This is a genomic window from Bernardetia sp. MNP-M8, assembly GCF_037126285.1.
Lineage (GTDB): Bacteria > Bacteroidota > Bacteroidia > Cytophagales > Bernardetiaceae > Bernardetia.
This window is the reverse complement of the sequence record NZ_CP147012.1, coordinates 3,617,379-3,638,935: the sequence shown is the minus strand read 5'-3', so window position 1 is coordinate 3,638,935 and position 21,557 is coordinate 3,617,379. Positions and strand designations below refer to the sequence as shown.

The 21,557-nt window shown below is 31.0% G+C and carries 12 protein-coding genes; 7 read left to right on the top strand and 5 right to left on the bottom strand.

Annotated features, from left to right (window positions below; translation table 11 throughout):
- The first annotated feature begins 212 nt into the window (after window positions 1–212).
- Together V9L04_RS14730 and V9L04_RS14725 are read left to right on the top strand one after the other, a co-directional pair.
- On the top strand, window positions 213–1,394 hold the full coding sequence (locus V9L04_RS14730) for a metallophosphoesterase (protein ID WP_338790606.1): 1,182 nt from the start codon (window positions 213–215) through the stop codon (window positions 1,392–1,394).
- 192 nt (window positions 1,395–1,586) lie between these two features.
- Window positions 1,587–2,279, top strand: coding sequence for a CPBP family intramembrane glutamic endopeptidase (locus V9L04_RS14725; protein ID WP_338790605.1), 693 nt, complete (start codon window positions 1,587–1,589; stop codon window positions 2,277–2,279).
- 33 nt (window positions 2,280–2,312) lie between these two features.
- Here the strand turns inward: V9L04_RS14725 and V9L04_RS14720 are convergent, their stop codons facing one another.
- Window positions 2,313–2,852, bottom strand: a complete 540-nt coding sequence (locus tag V9L04_RS14720; RefSeq protein ID WP_338790604.1) for a hypothetical protein — start codon at window positions 2,850–2,852, stop codon at window positions 2,313–2,315.
- Window positions 2,853–3,122: 270 nt separating this feature from the next.
- Here V9L04_RS14720 and V9L04_RS14715 point away from each other — a divergent pair, with 270 nt between their 5' ends.
- From V9L04_RS14715 to V9L04_RS14705, 3 genes are all read left to right on the top strand, one after another.
- Window positions 3,123–3,902 (top strand): lipocalin family protein, encoded by a 780-nt coding sequence (locus V9L04_RS14715; RefSeq protein WP_338790603.1) that lies wholly within the window; start codon window positions 3,123–3,125, stop codon window positions 3,900–3,902.
- Window positions 3,903–4,503: 601 nt separating this feature from the next.
- Window positions 4,504–6,420, top strand: coding sequence for a T9SS type A sorting domain-containing protein (locus tag V9L04_RS14710; RefSeq protein WP_338790602.1), 1,917 nt, complete (start codon window positions 4,504–4,506; stop codon window positions 6,418–6,420).
- Window positions 6,421–7,197: 777 nt separating this feature from the next.
- Window positions 7,198–9,120 carry a T9SS type A sorting domain-containing protein gene (locus tag V9L04_RS14705; protein ID WP_338790601.1) on the top strand — a complete coding sequence of 641 codons (1,923 nt, stop codon included), beginning with the start codon at window positions 7,198–7,200 and terminating at the stop codon, window positions 9,118–9,120.
- Window positions 9,121–9,265: 145 nt separating this feature from the next.
- Here the strand turns inward: V9L04_RS14705 and V9L04_RS14700 are convergent, their stop codons facing one another.
- Complete coding sequence (locus V9L04_RS14700; protein ID WP_338790600.1) at window positions 9,266–11,941, bottom strand: DNA gyrase/topoisomerase IV subunit A; 2,676 nt, start codon at window positions 11,939–11,941, stop codon at window positions 9,266–9,268.
- Window positions 11,942–12,439: 498 nt separating this feature from the next.
- On the opposite strand from V9L04_RS14700, the gene V9L04_RS14695 reads away from it, so the two are divergent.
- Window positions 12,440–15,478, top strand: coding sequence for a hypothetical protein (locus V9L04_RS14695; protein ID WP_338790599.1), 3,039 nt, complete (start codon window positions 12,440–12,442; stop codon window positions 15,476–15,478).
- 330 nt (window positions 15,479–15,808) lie between these two features.
- Here V9L04_RS14695 and typA read toward each other — a convergent pair whose 3' ends face one another.
- The 3 genes from typA to V9L04_RS14680 all read right to left on the bottom strand — a co-directional run bounded on the left by typA (window position 15,809) and on the right by V9L04_RS14680 (window position 20,180).
- The gene (gene typA, locus V9L04_RS14690; protein ID WP_338794205.1) at window positions 15,809–17,626 is read right to left on the bottom strand and encodes a translational GTPase TypA; all 1,818 of its coding nucleotides are present in this window, start codon (window positions 17,624–17,626) and stop codon (window positions 15,809–15,811) included.
- 451 nt (window positions 17,627–18,077) lie between these two features.
- Window positions 18,078–18,911 carry a hypothetical protein gene (locus V9L04_RS14685; RefSeq protein WP_338790598.1) on the bottom strand — a complete coding sequence of 278 codons (834 nt, stop codon included), beginning with the start codon at window positions 18,909–18,911 and terminating at the stop codon, window positions 18,078–18,080.
- A 102-nt stretch (window positions 18,912–19,013) separates the two neighbouring features.
- Window positions 19,014–20,180, bottom strand: a complete 1,167-nt coding sequence (locus V9L04_RS14680; protein WP_338790597.1) for an aminotransferase class I/II-fold pyridoxal phosphate-dependent enzyme — start codon at window positions 20,178–20,180, stop codon at window positions 19,014–19,016.
- Between the two features lie 428 nt (window positions 20,181–20,608).
- Here V9L04_RS14680 and V9L04_RS14675 point away from each other — a divergent pair, with 428 nt between their 5' ends.
- The gene (locus tag V9L04_RS14675) at window positions 20,609–21,493 is read left to right on the top strand and encodes a methyltransferase domain-containing protein (protein ID WP_338790595.1); all 885 of its coding nucleotides are present in this window, start codon (window positions 20,609–20,611) and stop codon (window positions 21,491–21,493) included.
- The last annotated feature ends 64 nt before the right edge of the window (window positions 21,494–21,557 follow it).

The following is a 21,557-nucleotide window of genomic DNA, read 5'->3' as shown; positions in this document are numbered from 1 at the left end:
AATTAAGCGCATAGAATGTCTATTACAAATAAGTTGATAAACAACCATTTAGCGATGTTCAACTAACTCAAACGAGTGATAAAAGGATTTTATATACATGTTTTGATTTTATATCACTCACAAGTATGTGTCTATCCCAATTAATTGAAGCATAATTTGAAGACTTTTAGATTTGTCTAATTTTTTTTATAAATCTCAAATTTTAAGCAACAATGAATACACTAAAAAAGAACTTATTTAGATATTTGAAACATATTAGTCTTACCATCTTGGTTTTATCAGCTATTGCTATCGTAGTTGGTCTAAATATCGGTGCATCTCTACATTATGATGACCATCCTTTAATGATGGTTATAGACAAAGAAGGTCCGTATGTTTTCTATAAAAACAATAGTACACTACAAGTAAATCATATCAGAGGGAATAAAAATGATGGATTTTATTTGGAGCAAAAGGAACATTCTACCACAGGAAAAATTTTGATAAATTCTTATTTTCAGATTGATTCTACTTATTTTGAAATTGAAATTAATCCAGAAATTGATATTCCACCAACAAGTTATGATGACAATCAGCCTATTTTAGCCATTTCAGATATTGAAGGAGGTTATAAAACCTTTCGTGATTTTCTCATTGCTAATAAAGTCATTGATAAAAAACTGAATTGGATTTTTAAAAAAGGTCATTTGGTTTTGGTAGGCGATTTTGTAGATAGAGGTTGGTCGGTTACTCAAGTACTTTGGTTTATCTACAAACTAGAACAAGATGCTAAAAAACAAGGTGGGGGTGTGCATTTTATTTTAGGAAATCACGAACTGAAAAATATGCAAGGTTTTTATAGAGATGCAGCACCCAAATATTTTGCAGCTTCAAATATTTTAGGCAAACAACTTCACGAATTATACAATCAGGATTCTTTTATTGGAAAATGGATGTCAAGTAAAAATACATTGGAAATCATCAATGGAAATCTTTTTGTTCACGGGGGCATTCATCCAGATTTGGCAAACTATGAAATAAGTTTGGATGAAATAAATCAAATTGTTAGAAATAATTATTACAGAGCCTATTATCCCGAAAGAGAAAAAACTATTGAACAGTTTTTAAACTCTACCAAAACAGGAATTTGTTGGTATAGAGTATATTACAAAGATGATTTAACCCAAGAAGAAGTAGAAAAAGGACTTGATAAATTTAATGCAAAATCAGTTGTGGTAGGACACACACTTCAATCTGAAGTAAACAGAAAGTTCAATGGAAAAGTAATTGGCATTGATGTAAAACATCCTAAAGATTATCATAAAAACTTTCCCTATCACGAATCAGAAGGATTACTAATTGAAGAAAATATCTATTACAGAGTCTTAGCTGATGGAGAAAAAAGGGAAATATAATAAACATTAGCATGGTTAATTTAGTAATGTTCATTTTTCCATAGCGACAGGTTTGCAAACCTGTCGCTATGGAAAAATAAGACTGCTTTGTTTTTAGATAACTTGCTGATTTTCAAACTTGTAAATAACCATTATAACGTTTAATAATTGATAAAAAACACGAAATAGATTTTTTACCATAAAAAAACAAAAATGAAAAATAGACTCTTTAAATTTCTCTCAAAGCCATACATAGTTGTTTTTGTAATGATTATAGCACCGATACTGTCTTATTTTGATAGGAATTTCGGCTACTTCTTTGGTTTATCTGTTGCCTTATTTCTTCTTTGGGGTAGTAATTGGAATTGGGCAAAATTTGGTTTTGCTAAAAAAATCAATCTTCAAACTGTTTTGAGAGGCTTGTTATTGGCACTGATAACACTAATAATAGTTGATGTTTGTATTCAGCCATTTTTAGAAATTTCTTTTGGAAAGATTGATTTGAGTTCTGTGGAAGAAATAAGAGGGAACTTTACAAGTTTCTTTATCCTTTTTATAATCATGTGGGTTTTTGCTGCATTTGGAGAAGAATTTTTATTTAGTGGGTATTATATGAAGCACTTAGCTGAATTTTTAGGAAATACAGATAGAGCTTGGATTATTTCAGCAATTATTCTTTCTATCTATTTTGGAGTTTCTCATAATTATCAAGGAATAGCTGGAATAGTTGCCGTTGGATTATCAAGTAGTATTTTCTTTTTTACATTTTATCGAAATAAAAAAAATCTTGCTTTACTTGTTTTTGCTCACGGATTTTATGACACAATAGGGCTGACCCTTATTTATCTGAATAAAGATGATATTTTTTATAAGTGGGCTTTGTATTTGATCAAAATCACTAGTTAGTTATCTAATTCTAAAAAAAGGTTCTTTTACAAGCTATCCTTTTAATATTCCCAAAAATTTTTTTATTTTTTCAGTCATGCTTATTTTTTTTGATTTTGTAGGTGTGTTATCTTTGTACAAAATAGAAATCATACTTTGATTAATCCAGTCTTGAGGTGCTCTTGCTTCTGAATTACTAAATTTATTTACAGAATTAGTGAGTCTAATTACCTCATCTAATGGAACTCCCAAAAGAACAGCAATTTGAGTAATGGCACTACGCTCTTCAGTGGCTACTTCATCATCTGAACGAGCAATAACCATTAAATCAATCAGTAAAATTTCTCTCAATGGACTTCTAGCAATATTTTGGGTACAAAGTTGTATATCTATATTTGCTGGGTGACGAGAATAAGAAGCTAATAGCTGTTGCTCTTCTTCTGATAGCTTTGCTATTTGTGTTATTCTTTCCAAAAAAACGACCTCATCATCAGATAAATGATGGTCACTAAAGGCAATAAAAATGACTAACTGAAGATAGGCTAATTTTTCCTTTGTACTACAACTGTTTAAAATATGTTCGAATGTATCCATTAAGTTAATTATGACTAGGTATCCTGAATAAAAAAGTCTTTTTAATAAAGTAAAGAACTGAAAAACTAAAATTATAGAGCAAAATAGAAAAAAAATGACGATTTTTGCCAAAAATAATTTATATAAGCATCATTTTTAGTAATTGATGCAGCAATTTAACTCAAAAAATAGTCTAATTACTAACCAATGTTTATTTTTCAGGAATTTTTGAAACTAATTCCGTTATTATTTATACCAATTTTATAAAATTAATTTATCTATATCTAAGCTATGTCAAATATTTCAAATCGCTCTTTCCTTTATTTTTTAGTCTTTTCTCTATTTAGTTTTATTTTGGTTTCTTGTGGTGATAAAAAAGATGATCCTCAACCTGAAAACCTTCCTGATCGTCCTGTTATATCTTGGAAAGATTTAGCACCAGCCGACAAAATATTTTATACAGATGAAGCTGTAGTTCTACAAGCTAACAAAACTGGAGGTTACCTAAAAACAGTAGAGTGGAAAATCAATGGTACGTTAGTTACTAATTCACAAGAAATTATCTTTAATGATGATTCTACTCTAATTTCTCTTTCTCATCCTTTTGACAACCCAGGTAGATATGATGTGAGTTTGAGAGTAGCCAATGAAGGAGGAGAAGCTATACTTATTCAAGTCTTAAACTTTGAGATACGTCCAACTCCAAAAATTGATCTTCTAACAGGACAAGTATCAAAAAAATGGAAATTTACTTCTATTAAATTAGGTGCTGATGGTGCGGAATTGATTAAAAATCATGAAAAAGATAACACGCTTACTTTCTTTAGAGAAACACAAAATGAAGGAACAACTACCTATAACTGTGTTTTTGATGGTGGAACAATAAGAAATGGAGAACTAGATACAAAAGGAAGATGGGAGTTTGTTGCCAATGACCGTTATCTGAAATTTTTCAGAGTAGATGTTTTTCCTAACAATGCACGTATTATAGAATTGACTCCAACCACTATGATTTTAGGCAGAAATGAAGGAAATTCAGAAGTGATTTATAAGTTTGCACTTGTACCTTAAGCACTTGAAGTAAATGGGCGAAATGAAATCATATTTAAAAGATATTTTCCTTACCAAATAATTAATTACATATTGCCTTAAAAAAGGGTGTTTTCTATCGTAAAGATAGAAAACACCCTTTTTTTATTTTAAATAATTGAAAAAAATAAAAATAAACTACATTTTTTTATTGCACTTTTTAAAGAAAATTCAATGCAATTAATTAAATTAACTAAAAATAGCCTATTTTTTCATAAAACCTTCTCTTGTATGTTTTATTAGTGCTTTTGAGTTGCGTTAATACAATGTTGATTAAAAAAATCAACTTCCTAAATTGTATTTTTTTTATAAAAAAGATAGCTTTACTATTAACAAGCACAAAAAAAATTATTACTAAACACTTGCAAATCAGAAAGTTATACACTTTATTTGTGTTATAGTTATGCACGCATACTATATTGAGTTTAAATAAATGAATGATAATCAAGGTATATAATTTTAAAAAATAACTATACTCATTAATTCAATTAATTAACCTCTAATGTAACTTATTCAGTAAGTATTAAAACAAACTAGAGTAAGTTTCAAATTTTATACACAAACAATTAATATTCCCTTTATTATGAAAAAAATTTTAAAATCTCTCGTTACATTTTTCGTTTTCTTACTTCTTAGTTTTGGAGCAGTTGCTCAGCAAATTCAAGAAAACAATCTTGTTGCACCTACACAAATGACTAGTGTTTCTGGAAGTCTTTTGGGAAGTGGCATAAGTGATGCAGGTAACATTTATTATGGTGCAACTCCATCTAATCTTAGAGCAGGTTCTCCTGTAATCGTTTTCATTCATGGTTATTTTTCTCGTGCTAGTTCATGGTGGATTTTAAATGATATGTACACAAAAGCATTTAATGATGGCTATCGTACAGCATTCGTTTCTGTACATCCTGATAAAGATATGTGGGTAAATGGTCAGCTTTTTAGTAACATGCTTGGCACAATTACAAATAATCTTGGTGTAAATAAAGTAGTAGTGGTAGCACATAGTAAAGGTGGTTTGGATACAGATGCAGCAGTAGTACATTATGGCGCACATACAAAAGTAGAACGTGTAATTACGCTTAGCACTCCTCATTTTGGAACTCCTTTAGCGGATTTGGCTCAAAGTAACTGGGTTTCTTGGTTATCAAGTGTTTTTGGGCAAGTAAATGATGCTACTAACTGTCTTCAAACAGGTTATGCTAGTTATTTTCGTTCTCAGACAGCTAATAACCCAAATTACTCTAAAGCAAAATTTCGTACAGTAGGTGCTTGGGGATATGGTATTCTTCTTGCAGTTCCAGGTGCGTATCTTGACCTAAATGGTGGTAGTGCATTTACAGGTGGAAATGATGGTGTTGTTACTTATAAAAGTTCAAAGCGTCCAAATTCGACAACTTTACTTAGTGGATTTGGAAACTGGAGAACAAATTACAATCATCTTGAAGTACAACAAGGTTATTCTATGTGGAGTACTATTAAAAGTAATTTGCCTTATTCTCTTTCTAAAGTAGAAGCTAAACCAATAGATACTGAGATACTTACTAATCCAAATGCAGTTGTTGAAAGTAGGGTGCAAATTCTTAGCTCTGAAAAAACAAGTCGTAATTTTATGGTAGAAGAAGGTGTAACAGAAACGATGTTAGACATTCATTCTTTAAATGAAAATGAAGAATTTGTAATAACAGCTCCAAATGGCGAAAAAGTAAATCCTAAAGTGCTACGTATTTCTGAAAAAGCAAATGATTTGTTAGGTGGCTTTGCTACAACAATTAAGATAGAAAACCCTCAAGTAGGAACATATTCTATTGAATCTAAAAGTGCTTTTGTAGCTTTAGTTACTGCAAGTGAAGGCGTTGGTCTTCGTATGACAAGTGATTTGAATGATAAAAAGTATTACTACAATGTTGGAGAAACAATCAACTTGAATATTTCTCTTTTGAATGAGTTAGGAATCAATACACAAGGTGCAAAAGTAACAGGAACAATGACACTTACTTCAAATGATGTAAAGACACAAAAAGCAGTTGTATTAGAATTTAATCAAAGTAGCCAAAAAAATGGACAATTTAGAGCTACTGTAAATGATAAATTAAATGAAGGTATTTATAGTATTTCTATTCAAGCTGAAAACGGAAACTTTAGCAAGTCTTTAGTTACAAGTATTGCTGTTGTAGATGGTGTTTTACATACATTGGCAGATGCAACAAATCCTATTAACGAGAATAAAATAGAATCTATTAAATTAATGCCTTCTTTTCCAAATCCTTTCAACACTCAAACTACAATTAGTTTTGAATTAAAAAACTCTTCTGCTGCAATGCTTACTATCTATGATGCAGTCGGTCGTGTAATTGAAAAAGTTGATTTGTCTTCTTATGGAATCGGAAAACACCAATATGTATGGAATGTAAATCAAAACAAAGTTAAAAATGGACTGTATATCGCTGAAATTCGTACTGGAAATGAGCGTGTAACTCAAACAATGATTTATTCTAAATAACCGAAAAAATAAAATTTTTAAAAAAACAGAAAGCATTTCCACTTTCTGTTTTTTTTATGGTGTTATTTTTAGAATTCTGATTCCGACCTGTTTAAGAATAGAAGACGAACAAACCCCATTTTATAATTTCGCTAAATTGTCGGAAGAGCCAAGAATTTCTTTAAAAATCAGATTATTACCCCAGTTATAATACAAAATCAGCTAGTCTTCAACAATTGTTTGACAATCTTTCCTAGATGCACATGATTTGTTTTTGACTTTAATTTACTGCAAAAATATAAAAAAGCCATTTTTTATTTGGAATTTTCACAAAAACAAAAAAAATTTTCACTTTTTTTATTGTATTTTTTAAAGAAAATCAATTTGATTAATATCACTAATTAAAAATTGTGAGTTTTCAATAAAAATAGCCTCTGTATGTTTTATGGCATTTTTCAGCCACAGCAGTACCATGTTGATGAAAAATAGTAAAGGAAGTAAATTGTATTTTTTTTAGAAAAATGATAGCTTTACTATCAAATTATAGAAAAAATATTTTCAGTAAAGACTTGCAAATCAGAAAGTTATATATTTACTTTGTGTTATAGTTATGCAAGCATACTATATTATCGCTCATTAAATGACCGATAGTCATATTATGATAATTATAAAAAAACATATACTTGTTAATTCAATGAATTAACTTTTAGTGTAATTTATCTACACAATAAGTCACTAAATTTGATTTAAAAGATAAATTATAAATTTTAACACACAAACAATTAATATCCCTTTATTATGAACAGAATTTTTCAATCTATTGTAGCCTTTTTCGTTTTCTTACTTCTTAGCTTTGGAGCAGTTGCCCAACAAATTCAGGAAACAAATCTTGTTGTTCCTACACAGATGACTAGCGTATCTGGCGATATTTTAGGAAGTGGCGAAAGTGATGCAGGTAACATCTATTATGGTGCAACTCCTTCAAACCTTAGAGCAGGTTCTCCTGTAATCGTTTTTATTCATGGTTATTCTTCTCGTGCTAGTACATGGTGGGAAGGAAATGATATGTATTCTAAAGCATACGCAGATGGTTATCGCACAGCATTTGTTTCTGTACATCCAGACAAAAATATGTGGGAAAACGGACAACTTTTCAACAATATGTTAGGCACAATTACAAATCGTTTTGGTGTAAATAAAGTAGTAGTAGTAGCACACAGTAAAGGTGGCTTAGATACAGATGCTGCATTGGTACACTATGGCGCAACAAACAAAGTAGAACGTGCTATTACACTTAGCTCTCCTCATAATGGAACTCCTTTAGCAGATTTAGCTCAAAGTGGCTGGGTTTCTTGGTTGTCAGGTGTTTTTGGTCAAGTAAACGATGCTACTAATTGTATGCAAACAGGTTATGCTAGTTATTTCCGTACACAAACGGCTAACAACTCAAATTACTCAAACGCTAAGTTTCGTACAGTAGGTGCTTGGGGTTATGGTGGAATCCTTTGGGTACCAGGTGTATATCTTAGCTGGAATGGTGGGGGAAGTAGCACTGGTGGAAATGACGGTGTAGTTCCTTATTATAGCACAAAACGTCCTAACTCTATAACTTTACTTAGTGGAAACGGAAACTCTACAACAAACCTTGACCACAGCGAAGTACACGAAGGAAGATATATGTGGGCTACTGTAAAGAATAACCTTCCTTATTCTCTTTCTAAAGTAGGAGCTAAACCAATAGACAACGAACCTACTACAAACCCAACTGCAGTTGTTGAAAGCAGAGTTCAGATTCTTAGCTCTGAAAAAACAAGCCGTAACTTTATGGTAGAAGTAGGTGTAACAGAAACAATGTTAGATATTCATCACTTAACGGCAAATGAAGAATTTGTAATTATTGCTCCAAACGGAAACAAAATAAACCCTACTACTTTACGTACTTCTGAAAAAGCAGGTGATATGTTAGGTGGTTTTGCAACTACCCTAAAAATAGAAAACCCACAAGTAGGAACATATTCTATTGAATCTAAAAGTGCTTTTGTAGCTTTAGTTACTGCAAATGAAGGCGTAACACTTCGTATGACAAGTGATTTGAATGATAAAAAGTATTACTACAATGTTGGAGAAGCTATCAATTTGAATATCTCTCTTTTAAACGAACAAGGAATCAATACACAAGGAACAAAAGTAACTGGTGTAATGACTCTTACTTCAAATGATGTAAAATCACAAAAAGCAGTAGTATTAGAATTTAATCAAAGTAGCCAAAACAACGGACAGTTTAAAGCTACTGTTAATAAAACTCTTCCAGAAGGTGTTTATAGTGTTGCTATCCAAGCTGAAAATGGAAACTTTAGCAAGTCTTTAGTTACAAGTATTGCTGTTGTAGATGGTGTTTTACATACATTAGGAAACAATGATGTGAAAGACCCTATTAAAGAAAATAGTGTAGAATCTATCAAATTAATGCCTTCTTTCCCAAATCCTTTCAACACTCAAACTACAATTAGCTTTGAATTGAAAAACTCTTCTGCTGCAATGCTTACTATCTATGATGCAGTTGGACGTGTAGTTGAAACAGTTGATTTGTCTTCTTACGGAGTTGGAACACACCAATATACTTGGAATGTAAACCAAGCTAGAGTAAAAACAGGTCTTTATATCGCTGAAATTCGTAATGGAAAAGAGCGTGTAACTCAAACAATGATTTATTCTAAATAATCGTTGAATAACAAATAGATTTGATTTATCTATATCAAAAATCCCAATAGCTTTTTAAGTTATTGGGATTTTTTGGCTTTATAAATCTATTGTCAGAGTTGTTTCGATTACCAAAAAACTACTGACAAAGTTTTTTGTGGACAGATTATCCAAAAAGAGAATCATTTTTCTCATCTTTTCCACTTTCAGTATCTCCCTTCTTTATATCTCCTTTTACAGTTGGATCAAATAAAGATTCTGTCGCTGTGGGTTCTGGAAGTACAAAATTTGCTTTATAAATGGCTGGTTCTTCTAATTTTCGTCCTAATGCTCTCCAACCTTTTATATCTTCTAAAGTATGAAGTAGATAAGAGATTTTGAATTTTTTACGGTTTTGTTGGTAGAATATTTCGACCTTTAGATTACTCTGAGAATTCTTATTTTCTTCATTTTCAAAATGAACAGCCAAAACTTCTGATTTCTGATGCTCTGGAATAAAGTCAAATTCTTTTCCAACTGTTGTGGTTTCGATTCTAAAACGTTTTATAAAATGCGTTTTAGATTTTCCATCATAATAAACAGCCGAAATAACAGCCTTTGGATTGAATTTTTGAATCGCCAAAACTCGTTTTACATCATAACGATTGGTAAGTTCAAAATTAGTTTGTTCGTAACTTCCATCTTTGAAAATAACCAAAATAGTATCTTCATTATCAAACTCACCTAATTTTTCTCCTATTTCGTCTTTGTTGAGTGTTCCTGTTACTTTGTCGTAATAAATCTCTAAAGCACCTAGTGTAGATTCTCCTTCTTTGGCTAATTTGATTCTACGAACAGGATATTTTGTAAGCTGATTTCCTTTTACACCACGTCCTTTTATTTCTAATTCGGCAAAATTAAAGTCAAAGTTTTTGTTTTTTGCTTTACAAGCATTTGATAAAAGAATATTCACTACTTCAGCTTCTCCATTCGGATTAGCAGAAAAATAATGAACTTTAGATAGTTTATGGTCGCTTGCAAGATTGTATTCTCTTTCACGAGTTACCCCCAAAACTTGGAAACGTTTTACATAACTTGTTCCTGTTTTTCCATCTAAATACGACATATTATAAACCATTCTCTCATCACCTTTTCTATAAACGTCGACATGAATGATATTTTTACCTACAAAGACTTTATCAGCTACTTTTACAACTTGCATTACTCCGTCTTCTCTGAAAATAATAACATCATCTAAATCAGAACATTCACAAACAAACTCATCTTTTTTGAGTCCAATTCCGATAAAACCTTCTTTTTTATTGACATATAATTTTGCATTGTTGGCAGCTACTACACTTGCTTCGATATTATCAAAAGAAGAAACTTGAGTTTTACGTTCTCTTCCTTTTCCGTATTTTTTCTTTAATTCTTTGTAGTAATCAATCGAATAAGGAGTAATATTTTCTAAGTTATGGCGAACTTCTTTCAGTTCTGTTTCCATTTTCAAACGCAGATCATCAGCCTTTGAAGTGTCGTATTTAGAAATTCTTTTAATTTTAATTTCTGTTAGTTTTATAACATCATCATCAGTAATTTCTCTATATAACTGTTCTTTATAAGGTTCTAAACCTTCATGAATAGTTTGAATAACGATTTCCCACGTTTCGGCATCTTCGATTCGGTTATAGATTTTTTCATCGATAAAAAGACGTTCCAAAGAAGAGAAAAATATTTTTTCTAATAATTCGGCTTCTCTAATTTCTAGCTCTCTTTTTAATAACTCTCTTGTAAAATCTGCACACGTTTTGAGCATTTCATTGACATCAATAAAATGAGGTTTGTCTGCAATAATTACACACGCATTTGGCGATATAGAAACTTCACAATCTGTAAAAGCATAAAGCGCACTCATCGTAACATCTGGCGAAACCCCAGGGGCAAGTTTTACCAAAATCTCTATTTCGGCTGCTGTATTATCAATTACTTGCTTGATTTTGACCTTTCCTTTATTATTTGCTTTCAAGATAGAATCAATCAAACTTGTTGTTGTCGTACCAAAAGGAATATCACGAATAACTAAGGTTGTTTTATCAAATTGTTCCATTCTAGCACGTACACGAACTTTTCCACCACGCTTTCCTCCGTTGTAATGCTCTATATCAATAAATCCTCCTGTTGGGAAATCGGGATAGAGATTTATTTTTTTATCTCTCAACGCATCAATAGAAGCATCTATGAGTTCGTTGAAATTATGAGGAAGAATTTTGGTAGAAAGACCAACTGCAATACCTTCAACACCTTGCGCCAAAAGCAACGGAAATTTTACAGGCAAAGCCATCGGTTCACGTTTTCTTCCATCATAAGTAAGCTGCCAATCCGTTGTTTGAGGATTAAACAAAACATCGGTCGCAAACTTAGACAAACGAGCCTCAATATAACGAGAAGCTGCTGCACCGTCGCCAGTACGAACATCTCCCCAGTTTCCTTGAGCATCAACAAGCAAATCTTTTTGTCCCATGTTCACAAGTGCATCGCCAATGGATGTATCTCCATGTGGGTGATACTGCATCGTCTGACCAATAATATTTGCCACTTTATGATAACGACCATCATGCATTTCGTTCATGGCGTGCATAAGTCTTCGCTGTACAGGTTTTAAACCGTCTTCGATGCGAGGAACAGCACGTTCCAAGATTACATACGAAGCATAATCTAAAAACCAGTTTTGATACAGACCCGAAACAGGAAGAACATCAGAAATTCCCTCTCCATTTAAGGACGTAAATTCTTCATGGTGTTCTTGTAATATTTCCTCTTCTTCTTCGTGGTGGTCTTGTCCGTTTGTATTGTCTGCGCTCATATATTTTTATTTTGATGTTGTTGGTGTCTCCCAACAACGGCAAGTTTTGTTTTAGTAGAAGCAAAGCATTTTTTTGCTAAAAATATTAGTCAAAAAATTCATAAATCGTTTTAGAATGATTTAGGCTTACAAAAATACGTATTATTTTGACAAATGCTAAATTATTTAGCAAAAATATTTTTATTAGAATTTGTAAATTCAAAATTACGAAAAAAAATGAGTTGGTCTGTATTTTTTCTAATCCTAAGATTTATAACTCTTGTAGTATGGAAAAACTAAAATGTAGATTTGGGAATTTTAGTATATTTGAATTTCAAATACGAAAACCACGGCAGGATGCCGAATACATATAAGTCACTCGGCAGAGCCAAGCGATAGCAATCTTACGAACGACGGCAGGGGAGCAAGAGCTTTTTTTACGAGTAACAGCAGGGAAATCATCAGTTTGTTAGAGAAGCGTAAATTTTATCTATATTACTTTCAATTATTCACTAACTAATGAACTCAATAACTTCTAAAACTTTTGAAATTCTTTGCTTTGAAAAAGATGAAGAGGGTGAAACAGTAGAAATATATAATGTAGAAATTAAAGGTAATATCAGACCTTATTATAGCTGCATAGAAAATAATATAATAATAGCAGGTTGTATATTTACAGATTATGTTGAGTTTGAAAACATAACTTGTAATTCTAATTGTAGCATTAGATTTGTTGATTGTACATTTAAAAAAAGTGTACACATAAAATCTTGGAAATCTAATATAATTACACAAGGTGAGTGGGATTCCAATAACTACTCTATAAAATTTGAGAATACAAAATTTGAAGGTGTATTGAGTTTAGAATCTCTTAATCTTCACAAAGGGATACATATCACAAAGAAAACAAGTATTTATAAGCTAAATTGCATAAAACTTAGTCTAAAAAATGGCGAATTTTTGATAGATGAATCAACAGTAAATCTAGCATTTGATTTAACAACACTTAAGGCTTCTAATCTAAATATAAAAAATGAGAGTATTATTAATGCACAAACTCATTTTACTGATATAAGAGCAAATATATCTTTGAATGACTCAGAGTTTAATGGGCATACATTTTTATCAGGATGTAAAACAAAAACTCTTTATATAAATAGTAATATTTTTAATAAAAAACTACTAATTTCAAACCCTCTTATTTCAGAGATGTATATCTCAGAAACTGAATTTAAAAAAGAGGTTGGATGCTTATTACAAGTAAGTAACCATTTTTTAAAAAAGGTAGAAATTTCTGATTCAAAATTTAGTAATAAGTTTATTTTGACAGGTCATAGAGCAATAATTAAAAAACTTATAATCAAGTTTTCAAAAGAATTAGAGGGTATTTTTCATTTCAATTCTTGTCGTATAGGTAATGTTACTCTAACAGGGGAAAATCATAATACAAATGTAATTTTTAATAGCTCAGAATTTCAATCCCTGTTATTTAATAACTTTTCAAATTACGCTAATATCTCCTTTAACTCTACCAAGTCTTTAGATTCAGAATCAGATTTGATTATTAGATATTCTAACTTAGGAAAAACTCATTTTTTTAATTTTTCTTTTAATGACTTTAAGAATATTGTAATTGATCATTCTGTATTGATTGACATTATTACTGTTAATGTCAAATGGTTTAATCATAGTCAGCTAATAACATCCTCAGATAGTTTTCAAAAATTTAAAATTTATCAAAAAGTAAATGACTGCATTGAGCATTTTAAAAAATTAGAAAACATATCAGATGATTCTCAAAAAATAGAAGCCTATCAAAAAATAAATGAAACAATAGAAGGGATTGATGAATTTGACGACTTTTTAGGTAATTATGAAAATATAAGCCCTATTGTTAAAATGTTATTATGGCTCAAAATAGGTGTTCAGAATATAGAAGTTTTCAAGAAACTACATATATTCTTTACTACATTTAAAGATTTAAAAGAAAGTAGTAAAGATCCTATCGAAAGACCAAGAGCTTATAATAAGCTAAATGATGTTTTAAACTGGTTAGAAAAACTTGAGATATTACAACCTTCTTTTTATGATAGTCAACACTATAAAAATTTGAACGATATTTTAAAATGGTTTAGAGAAATTGAGTACTATTTAAATAAAGAAGAGAAGTTACAAGCGTATAAACAAGTAAGTAATATCTTATCTTGGTTAGTCATATTAGAAAAATCTACAGAAAATGGTGTTAAGCAAGAGGTATATAGACAACTGAATAAAATTTCAAGCTATTTCAATGATCTATCAACAATGACCGAAGGTTACTATAAGTCATTAGTACAAGAGGATATAGATTCTATTATAAAATGGTTTGACAAAATAGATAATCAAGATATAGAACTATATAAGAGAATTAGAAATACTTTAATCTGGTTAAGAGATTTACAGATGAATCGTGAAAATATTATTATGTTATTATATGACACTTTAAGTCATTTTAATATTTTTAATACATTACCTCCAATATCAGAACGGGAGGATACGTATCAGACATGGTATTGGTTTAACGATAGAAAAACTTATGAAGATGTTTATGAGAAAATTGAGAATCTTTATAATGTACTTCATATAAATACACCTAGTAGTCCTATTCCACAAAAGGAATTACAAAATCTTGAAAAAGAGTTGATTACAAGAATTACTGACTTACCAGCCAAAGAAAAAGTAGATTGGCTAAGGCTAAAAAGAAGGAAAAATTCTGTTGATGAGGAATCTCAATTGACAAAGAGAGAAATAGTGAGAATATTAAGGGTAATTAATAAAATACAAAACCACTATAATGAATATGTTCGTCTAAATTTGGTGGGTATCTTAAGTGAAAGCCTAGAAACAAGGTCTAAATCTGAAAAAGAACCCAATCAACTAGTAAATGAGATTTCGTTGTTATTTGCTAAATTAACTCTTACTGTTGATGAGCAAAAAGAAGTATATGAAAAAATTAACTCTGTTTTAAAACAAATGGAGTATCGATACACCTTAACGAATGATACTCAAACAAGAGAAATATATAGACAAATACGATTTGTTCTTGAGCGACAAGGCGATAAAATTGCTTCATTGAAATTTAAATCAGTTGAAATGGAGGCTCATAAAAGGGAAGTTATTAATAGATTTCAATATAAATGGTATCATGATTTACAAGATAAAATTATACTGTTATCTGGATGGACTAATGACTTTGGGCGAAGTTGGTTTAAGCCAGTTCGTCTTATGATTCCTATCACGATATTTTTTTATTGTCTAATTATTACTGGGGTTTCCAACAAGTTATCATATTGCCCTAATCTGTTTAGCATACAAAGTTGGTATATTACATTATCTGAATACTGGTGCAATATCAATGCATTACCTCAGTTATTAGACCCTACACATTCGCTATCAAGGATATTTATAGATAATAAATGTATTGTATTTGGGGCATATTTCTTTGACTACTTCTATAAAGTTATACTTGCATTTTTCATTTTTCAAGTGATTTCTGCATTTAGAAAGTATGTGAGTTAGTAAAATATTAAATAGTTTTTTTTAAGACATTTTTTTTTCTTGTAAAGACTAAAAACACCAAAACCCCTATAAATAAGAAAAGGCAACCACAACTGTGGTTACCTTTAATTTACTCTATATCCCCTTTACAGATATAAAACTTAATCTTCCTTCTTACGGAAGAAGGAAGCCATTTGTTGCAATAATTTCATTCTTTTTATATTTTTTTATTAAAAATAGAAATATAAAGAATAAGATTTTATTGAAAACAAGTAGCTATCCTATTTAAAATCGTTTATTTCTATCACTATTTAATGATAAAACATAACTCATTTTAGACTTTTGATGCTTTTAGCTTATAACATTAGTAAAAACTTTTGAATTACGTTTTCTCTCTCCTTCGTTCAAATAAATTTTACGAATACGAAGAGATTCAGGAGTAAGTTCTACATACTCATCAGCTTGAATATATTCTAATGCTTCTTCTAAAGAGAATTTTATAGGAGGAGCAATTTTGTTTTTATTGTCTGAACCTGAAGCTCGCATGTTTGTAAGTTGTTTTGCTTTTGTTACGTTCACAACCAAATCGCTACCACGAGTATGCTCTCCAATTACTTGCCCTTCGTAAATAGCTTCATTCTGATCAACAAAGAAAATACCTCTGTCCTGTAATTTATTGATACTGTAAGGAATTGCATTTCCTAATTCCATAGAAATAAGAGAACCACTCTGACGACCTTTGATTTCTCCTTTGAAAGGCTCAAATGCTTTGAAACGGTGATACATAATTGCCTCTCCTGCTGTTGCCGTAAGAAGTTGGTTACGAAGACCAATAATTCCACGAGAAGGCATTTCAAATTTTAAGATAACACGGTCATCTTTCGGATTCATTTCTAACAAATCCCCTTTACGCTGCGTAACAAGTTCGATAGCCTTTCCAGAAAGATTTTCAGGAAGGTCAATCGTAAGCTCTTCTATCGGTTCACATTTTTTACCATCAATTTCTTTGATAATTACTTGAGGCTGACCTACTTGTAATTCATATCCTTCACGACGCATTGTCTCAATCAAAACAGACAAATGAAGAACACCACGACCAAATACATTGAATGAATCTGCTGATTGTGTTGGCTCAACACGCAAAGCAAGATTTTTTTCTAATTCTTTTTCCAAACGCTCTTTAAGGTGACGAGAAGTAACAAATTTACCTTCTTTACCATAAAAAGGAGAGTTATTGATAGTAAATACCATTGACATTGTAGGCTCATCAATAGAAATTGGAGGCAATGCTTCTGGCTCATCTCTATCTGCAACTGTATCACCAATTTCGAAATCTTCTAGTCCTACAATTGCACAAATATCTCCTGCTTGTATTTCTTCTACCTTACGTTTTCCTAATCCTTCAAAAACATAAAGTTCTTTTACTTTATTCTTTTTAATTGTTCCATCACGTTTCATAAGAGAAACAGTTTGGTTTACTTTCAGCATTCCACGAACCAGACGACCAACTGCAATACGACCGATATATGTAGAGTAATCTAGAGAAGTAATTTGAAGTTGAGTAGTTCCTTCTTCAATTTCTGGAGCAGGAATTGTTTCGATAATCGCATCTAAAAGTGGAACGATACTGTCTGTTGGTTGTTCCCAATCTGTACTCATCCAGTTATTTTTGGCAGACCCAAAGATAGTAGGGAAGTCTAATTGGTCTTCTGATGCACCTAAAGAGAACATCAAATCAAATACTTGATCCTGAACTTCGTTTGGCTTACAGTTTAATTTATCTACTTTATTAACAACTACGATAGGCTTCAAACCTAAGTTGATTGCTTTTTGAAGTACAAAACGAGTTTGAGGCATAGCACCTTCAAACGCATCTACTAACAAAAGTACACCATCAGCCATGTTTAGAACACGTTCTACTTCACCACCAAAATCGGCGTGACCAGGTGTGTCGATGATATTAATTTTTGTTCCTTTGTAGTCAATAGAAACGTTTTTTGCTAAGATTGTAATTCCACGTTCACGCTCAATGTCGTTGTTATCCATGATAAGTTCACCTGGACGTTCGTGTTCTTTAAACAAATTTCCAGTAACGAGCATTTTATCGACAAGAGTAGTCTTGCCGTGGTCAACGTGAGCAATAATAGCGATATTTCTAATAGACTGAATCATAAGGTAGTAAAAACTAATGTAAAAGGCTTGAGAGTATTTTTATAATTATTTAACAAATTCTAAATCAATTTTTCAGAAAAAACTAAAAATGCTTAATTCGCTGTTTTTATTTATTCTATTGATTCATAGTGAGTTATGAATTGTTTTTTTTCTTAGTGGTGCAAAATTACATAATTTATTTCAGAAAACAACAACTTGTCAGATTAATAATTCATTACTAATCTGCCTTTTAAATATTTTTAAACAAAATTAAAGATTTGGTTTTATTGTTTTTTACTTCTTAGATATCTATTTTATTTTATTCTACTTTTAATTTAATTGGTATTTCTATGATTTGATAGAATTTTATTAGGTTAGAAAATAATTTCATTTTTTTTATCAAAAAATGACTATTCTACTATTTATTTATTTTCTACAACTGTTTTGCATCTTTAAAGGGATAGTTTTATCAATATTCAATACCAAACTCTTCAATCATTTTGAGGTAGGCATTTTTCATAAATTCTATATTTTCTTTTGAATTCCAATGGTCTACATGAGGATGAAAATTATTTATTACCGATTTAGAATTGCTAGAAAAATAAGTCATAAAAGGGAATCGTTCTTTTTGTTTTACATATATATCAAAACAATAACTACAAAAAGCATCGTCCCAACTAGCTTTCGCTAAAACGTTTCCTTTTGAAAAATCTTTATTGATAACAAATAATTCTGAATCCCACATGCCACGTCCATTCATTCTTTCTATGTTAAAATAAAGATTTTTAGTAGTATCAATACAAACCAATACTCCACCATCATAAGGTCTTTGTAGAATAGCAGGAGCAATAGAATCAACAGAAAAATTGTATATTTCTTTGTAATTACAAGGATAACTATGTTCATAATAGATAGCTATTTCTCGTATATTATCATTATTCAAATCCATTAGTTCAATATTGTGCCAATATCTATCCTCATTTTTATCAATAATAGAAAAGTGCTTATCTGTTTTATTTTTAGAAGAATAATATCTATAATACTTATTAAGTCCATATGAAGATAATATAAGAAACACAAAAATTTTATTTTTATGCTTTCGTTGGATAAATTCATAACTATATACTATATCTTTCTTGTATTCATCCTTAATGTGAGTATTTAGGTCGCCTTTTATAATCGTATAATAAGGAGTATTCTCATGTTTTTTAGTAATGACATGAAAAAGTGAATCTTCATTTTGCCCAAAAAGAAAAGATATTTTGAGCAAAAACAGAAGAGTCAAAATAATATATTTTATCATTGAGATTCTAATTGATTTATGTATCACAGACTTCTTAGTCTGTGTAAAAGTAAAATAAAAGCTATTTTGTGCAGACTAGGAAGTCTGCACTACTCTACTTCTTTAATTACTCTCCATCAATTTAGAAACTTCCAACGTCTGAATAGCATTTGTAAGGTCTTCAATCAAATCATCTGCATCTTCAATTCCGACAGAAAGGCGATATAAATTCTCAGTAATACCCATTTTTTCACGCATTTCAACAGGTACTTTTGCATGTGAAGTCAAGACAGGCTCTGTAAGCGTACTTTCTACTCCTCCCAAACTAACAGCTTTACAAACCAATTCTAAATGACGAACAAATTTTGCTCTTCCTTCTTTATCTGTGTCTAATTCAAAAGAAAGCATTGCCCCAAAACCACCTTTCATTTGTTTTTTAGCTAGTTCGTGGTCTGGATGAGTAGGTAATCCTGGGTAAAACACATTTTTCACTTGTGGCAACTTCTGTAATGCTTCAGCTATTTTTTGAGCATTTTGAGCTTGTGTCTTGACACGAATCGCTAATGTTTTGATACTTCTTTCTAAAAGTGAGGTTGCCATAGCATCCAAATTTCCACCAAAATTAAAGGCTACATGATGAATTTTTTCAATCAGTTTTTGAGAAGTAACGACTGCACCACAAGAAAGGTCGCTATGTCCTGCTAGGTATTTTGTTGCGCTATGGATAACAATATCAATTCCTAATCGCAATGGATTTTGAAAAATTGGAGTTCCGAAGGTATTATCAATAAATGAAATCAGATTATTTTCTTTTGCAAAATTTGCCATTTCTGCAATATCAACTAGTGAAAGCAATGGATTTGAAGGCGTTTCGATAAAAAGAGCCTTTGAGTTTGGCTTAATTGCCGTTGCAAAATCTTCTAATTTTCGTCCTTCTACAAAAGTAGATTCAATCCCTAGTTTTGAAAGCTGCTCACGAACAGCATAATGCGTTCCTCCATAAATATCATTTTGTAAAATCAAATGGTCACCAGCCTGTAAAACTCCCAAAAGTGCCGACATCGTGGCAGCCATTCCAGAAGAAAAAATAAGAGCAGCTTCTCCACGTTCTAACGCAGCAATTTTTTGAGCAACAACTTCTTGATTTATTGTATTGAAATAACGAGGATAAGGAATTGCGCCTTCATCATTATAAGTGTAAGCTGTTGAGGTAAAAATAGGAGTATTTACACCACCACTTTTTTCGTCGAAATAAGTTCCACTATGAACACATTGCGTTGATTTTTTCATGATATTTTAAAACTGAAAGTTAAGGTAAAGAAGTAGTCTTTAGATTTTATTTATTAGATTCAAATTTACGAAAATGTTTGTCAAAACGAATTTTATATTAGAAATTTGAGAGCAACAAAAATAAAGTTCTATTCTCTTTTTCGAAATTTATTACTAAATTGAGCTACCAAATCAAACAAAGATGCATAACAAATTTGGCTCTTCCGACTTTTTAGCGAAACATTGTGTGTTCAGTTCCTCAGAACTGAAAAAAACGCTTCCTCAGAAGCGTGATATTGCTTAAATCACGCTTCTGAGGAAGCATTTCATTCGTTTTTGAGAACGGTGTAACCCTCAGCGAAGCTAAAACGAACGCACACCCTTTTATAATTTTGCTAAATTGTCAGAAGAGCCACAAATTTATCCTATTCCTATAAAACTCAAAAATAATGAACGAAAGAGATAAAGAATACGAAGACTATAAAAAAGAACAAGAAAAAGAGCCTAGTGATTACCTAGAAGCCAATAAAAAGATGTGGAATTCACTTACAGAAGCCCACCGAGATTCTAATTTTTATAATGTAGCACAGTTTAAAAAAGATAGAAATTCATTGAATGCTATCGAAATAAATGAAGTAGGTGATGTAAAAGGAAAATCACTTTTGCACCTTCAATGTCATTTTGGAATGGATACACTTTCTTGGGCAAATATGGGTGCAGAGGTGACAGGAATGGATATGTCTGATGCTTCCATAGAACTGGCTGGCGAATTGAGTCAAGAAATAGAAACTCCTGCCAACTTTGTAGTTTCTGATGTTTATTCATTAAAAGATAATTTACAAGGCGAATTTGATATTGTTTTTACTTCTTATGGTGCAATTGGTTGGCTTCCAGATTTGAATAAATGGGCTGAAATAGTGGCTAGTTATATCAAAGAAGGTGGTTTTTTCTATATGGTAGAATTTCATCCAGTTATTTATATGTATGAATGGGGAAATAATTTTGCGCTACAATATTCCTACTTTAATGAATCTTCGATTATAGAAGAAGTAGAGCAATCTTATACAGGCGACAGACACAAACAAAAACAAGTTTCTTATTCTTGGAATCACTCTATTAGTGAAATTATAAATTCGCTGCTTTCACAAGGTTTACAACTAGAGTTTTTTAATGAATATGAATATAGTGTTTATAACTGTTTTCCAAATCTAAAGGAAATAGAAAAAGGAAAGTTTCGTTTCAAACCTCCTTACGATAAACTTCCTCATACATTTTCACTAAAAGTAAGAAAGCCGTTTTCTAAGAAAAAAATAGCTGGAAGAATTGAAGTTTAGTTATCAGTAAAACACTAAAATCCTTTTCATATCAAAATGAAAAGGATTTTTTGATAAAAAACAT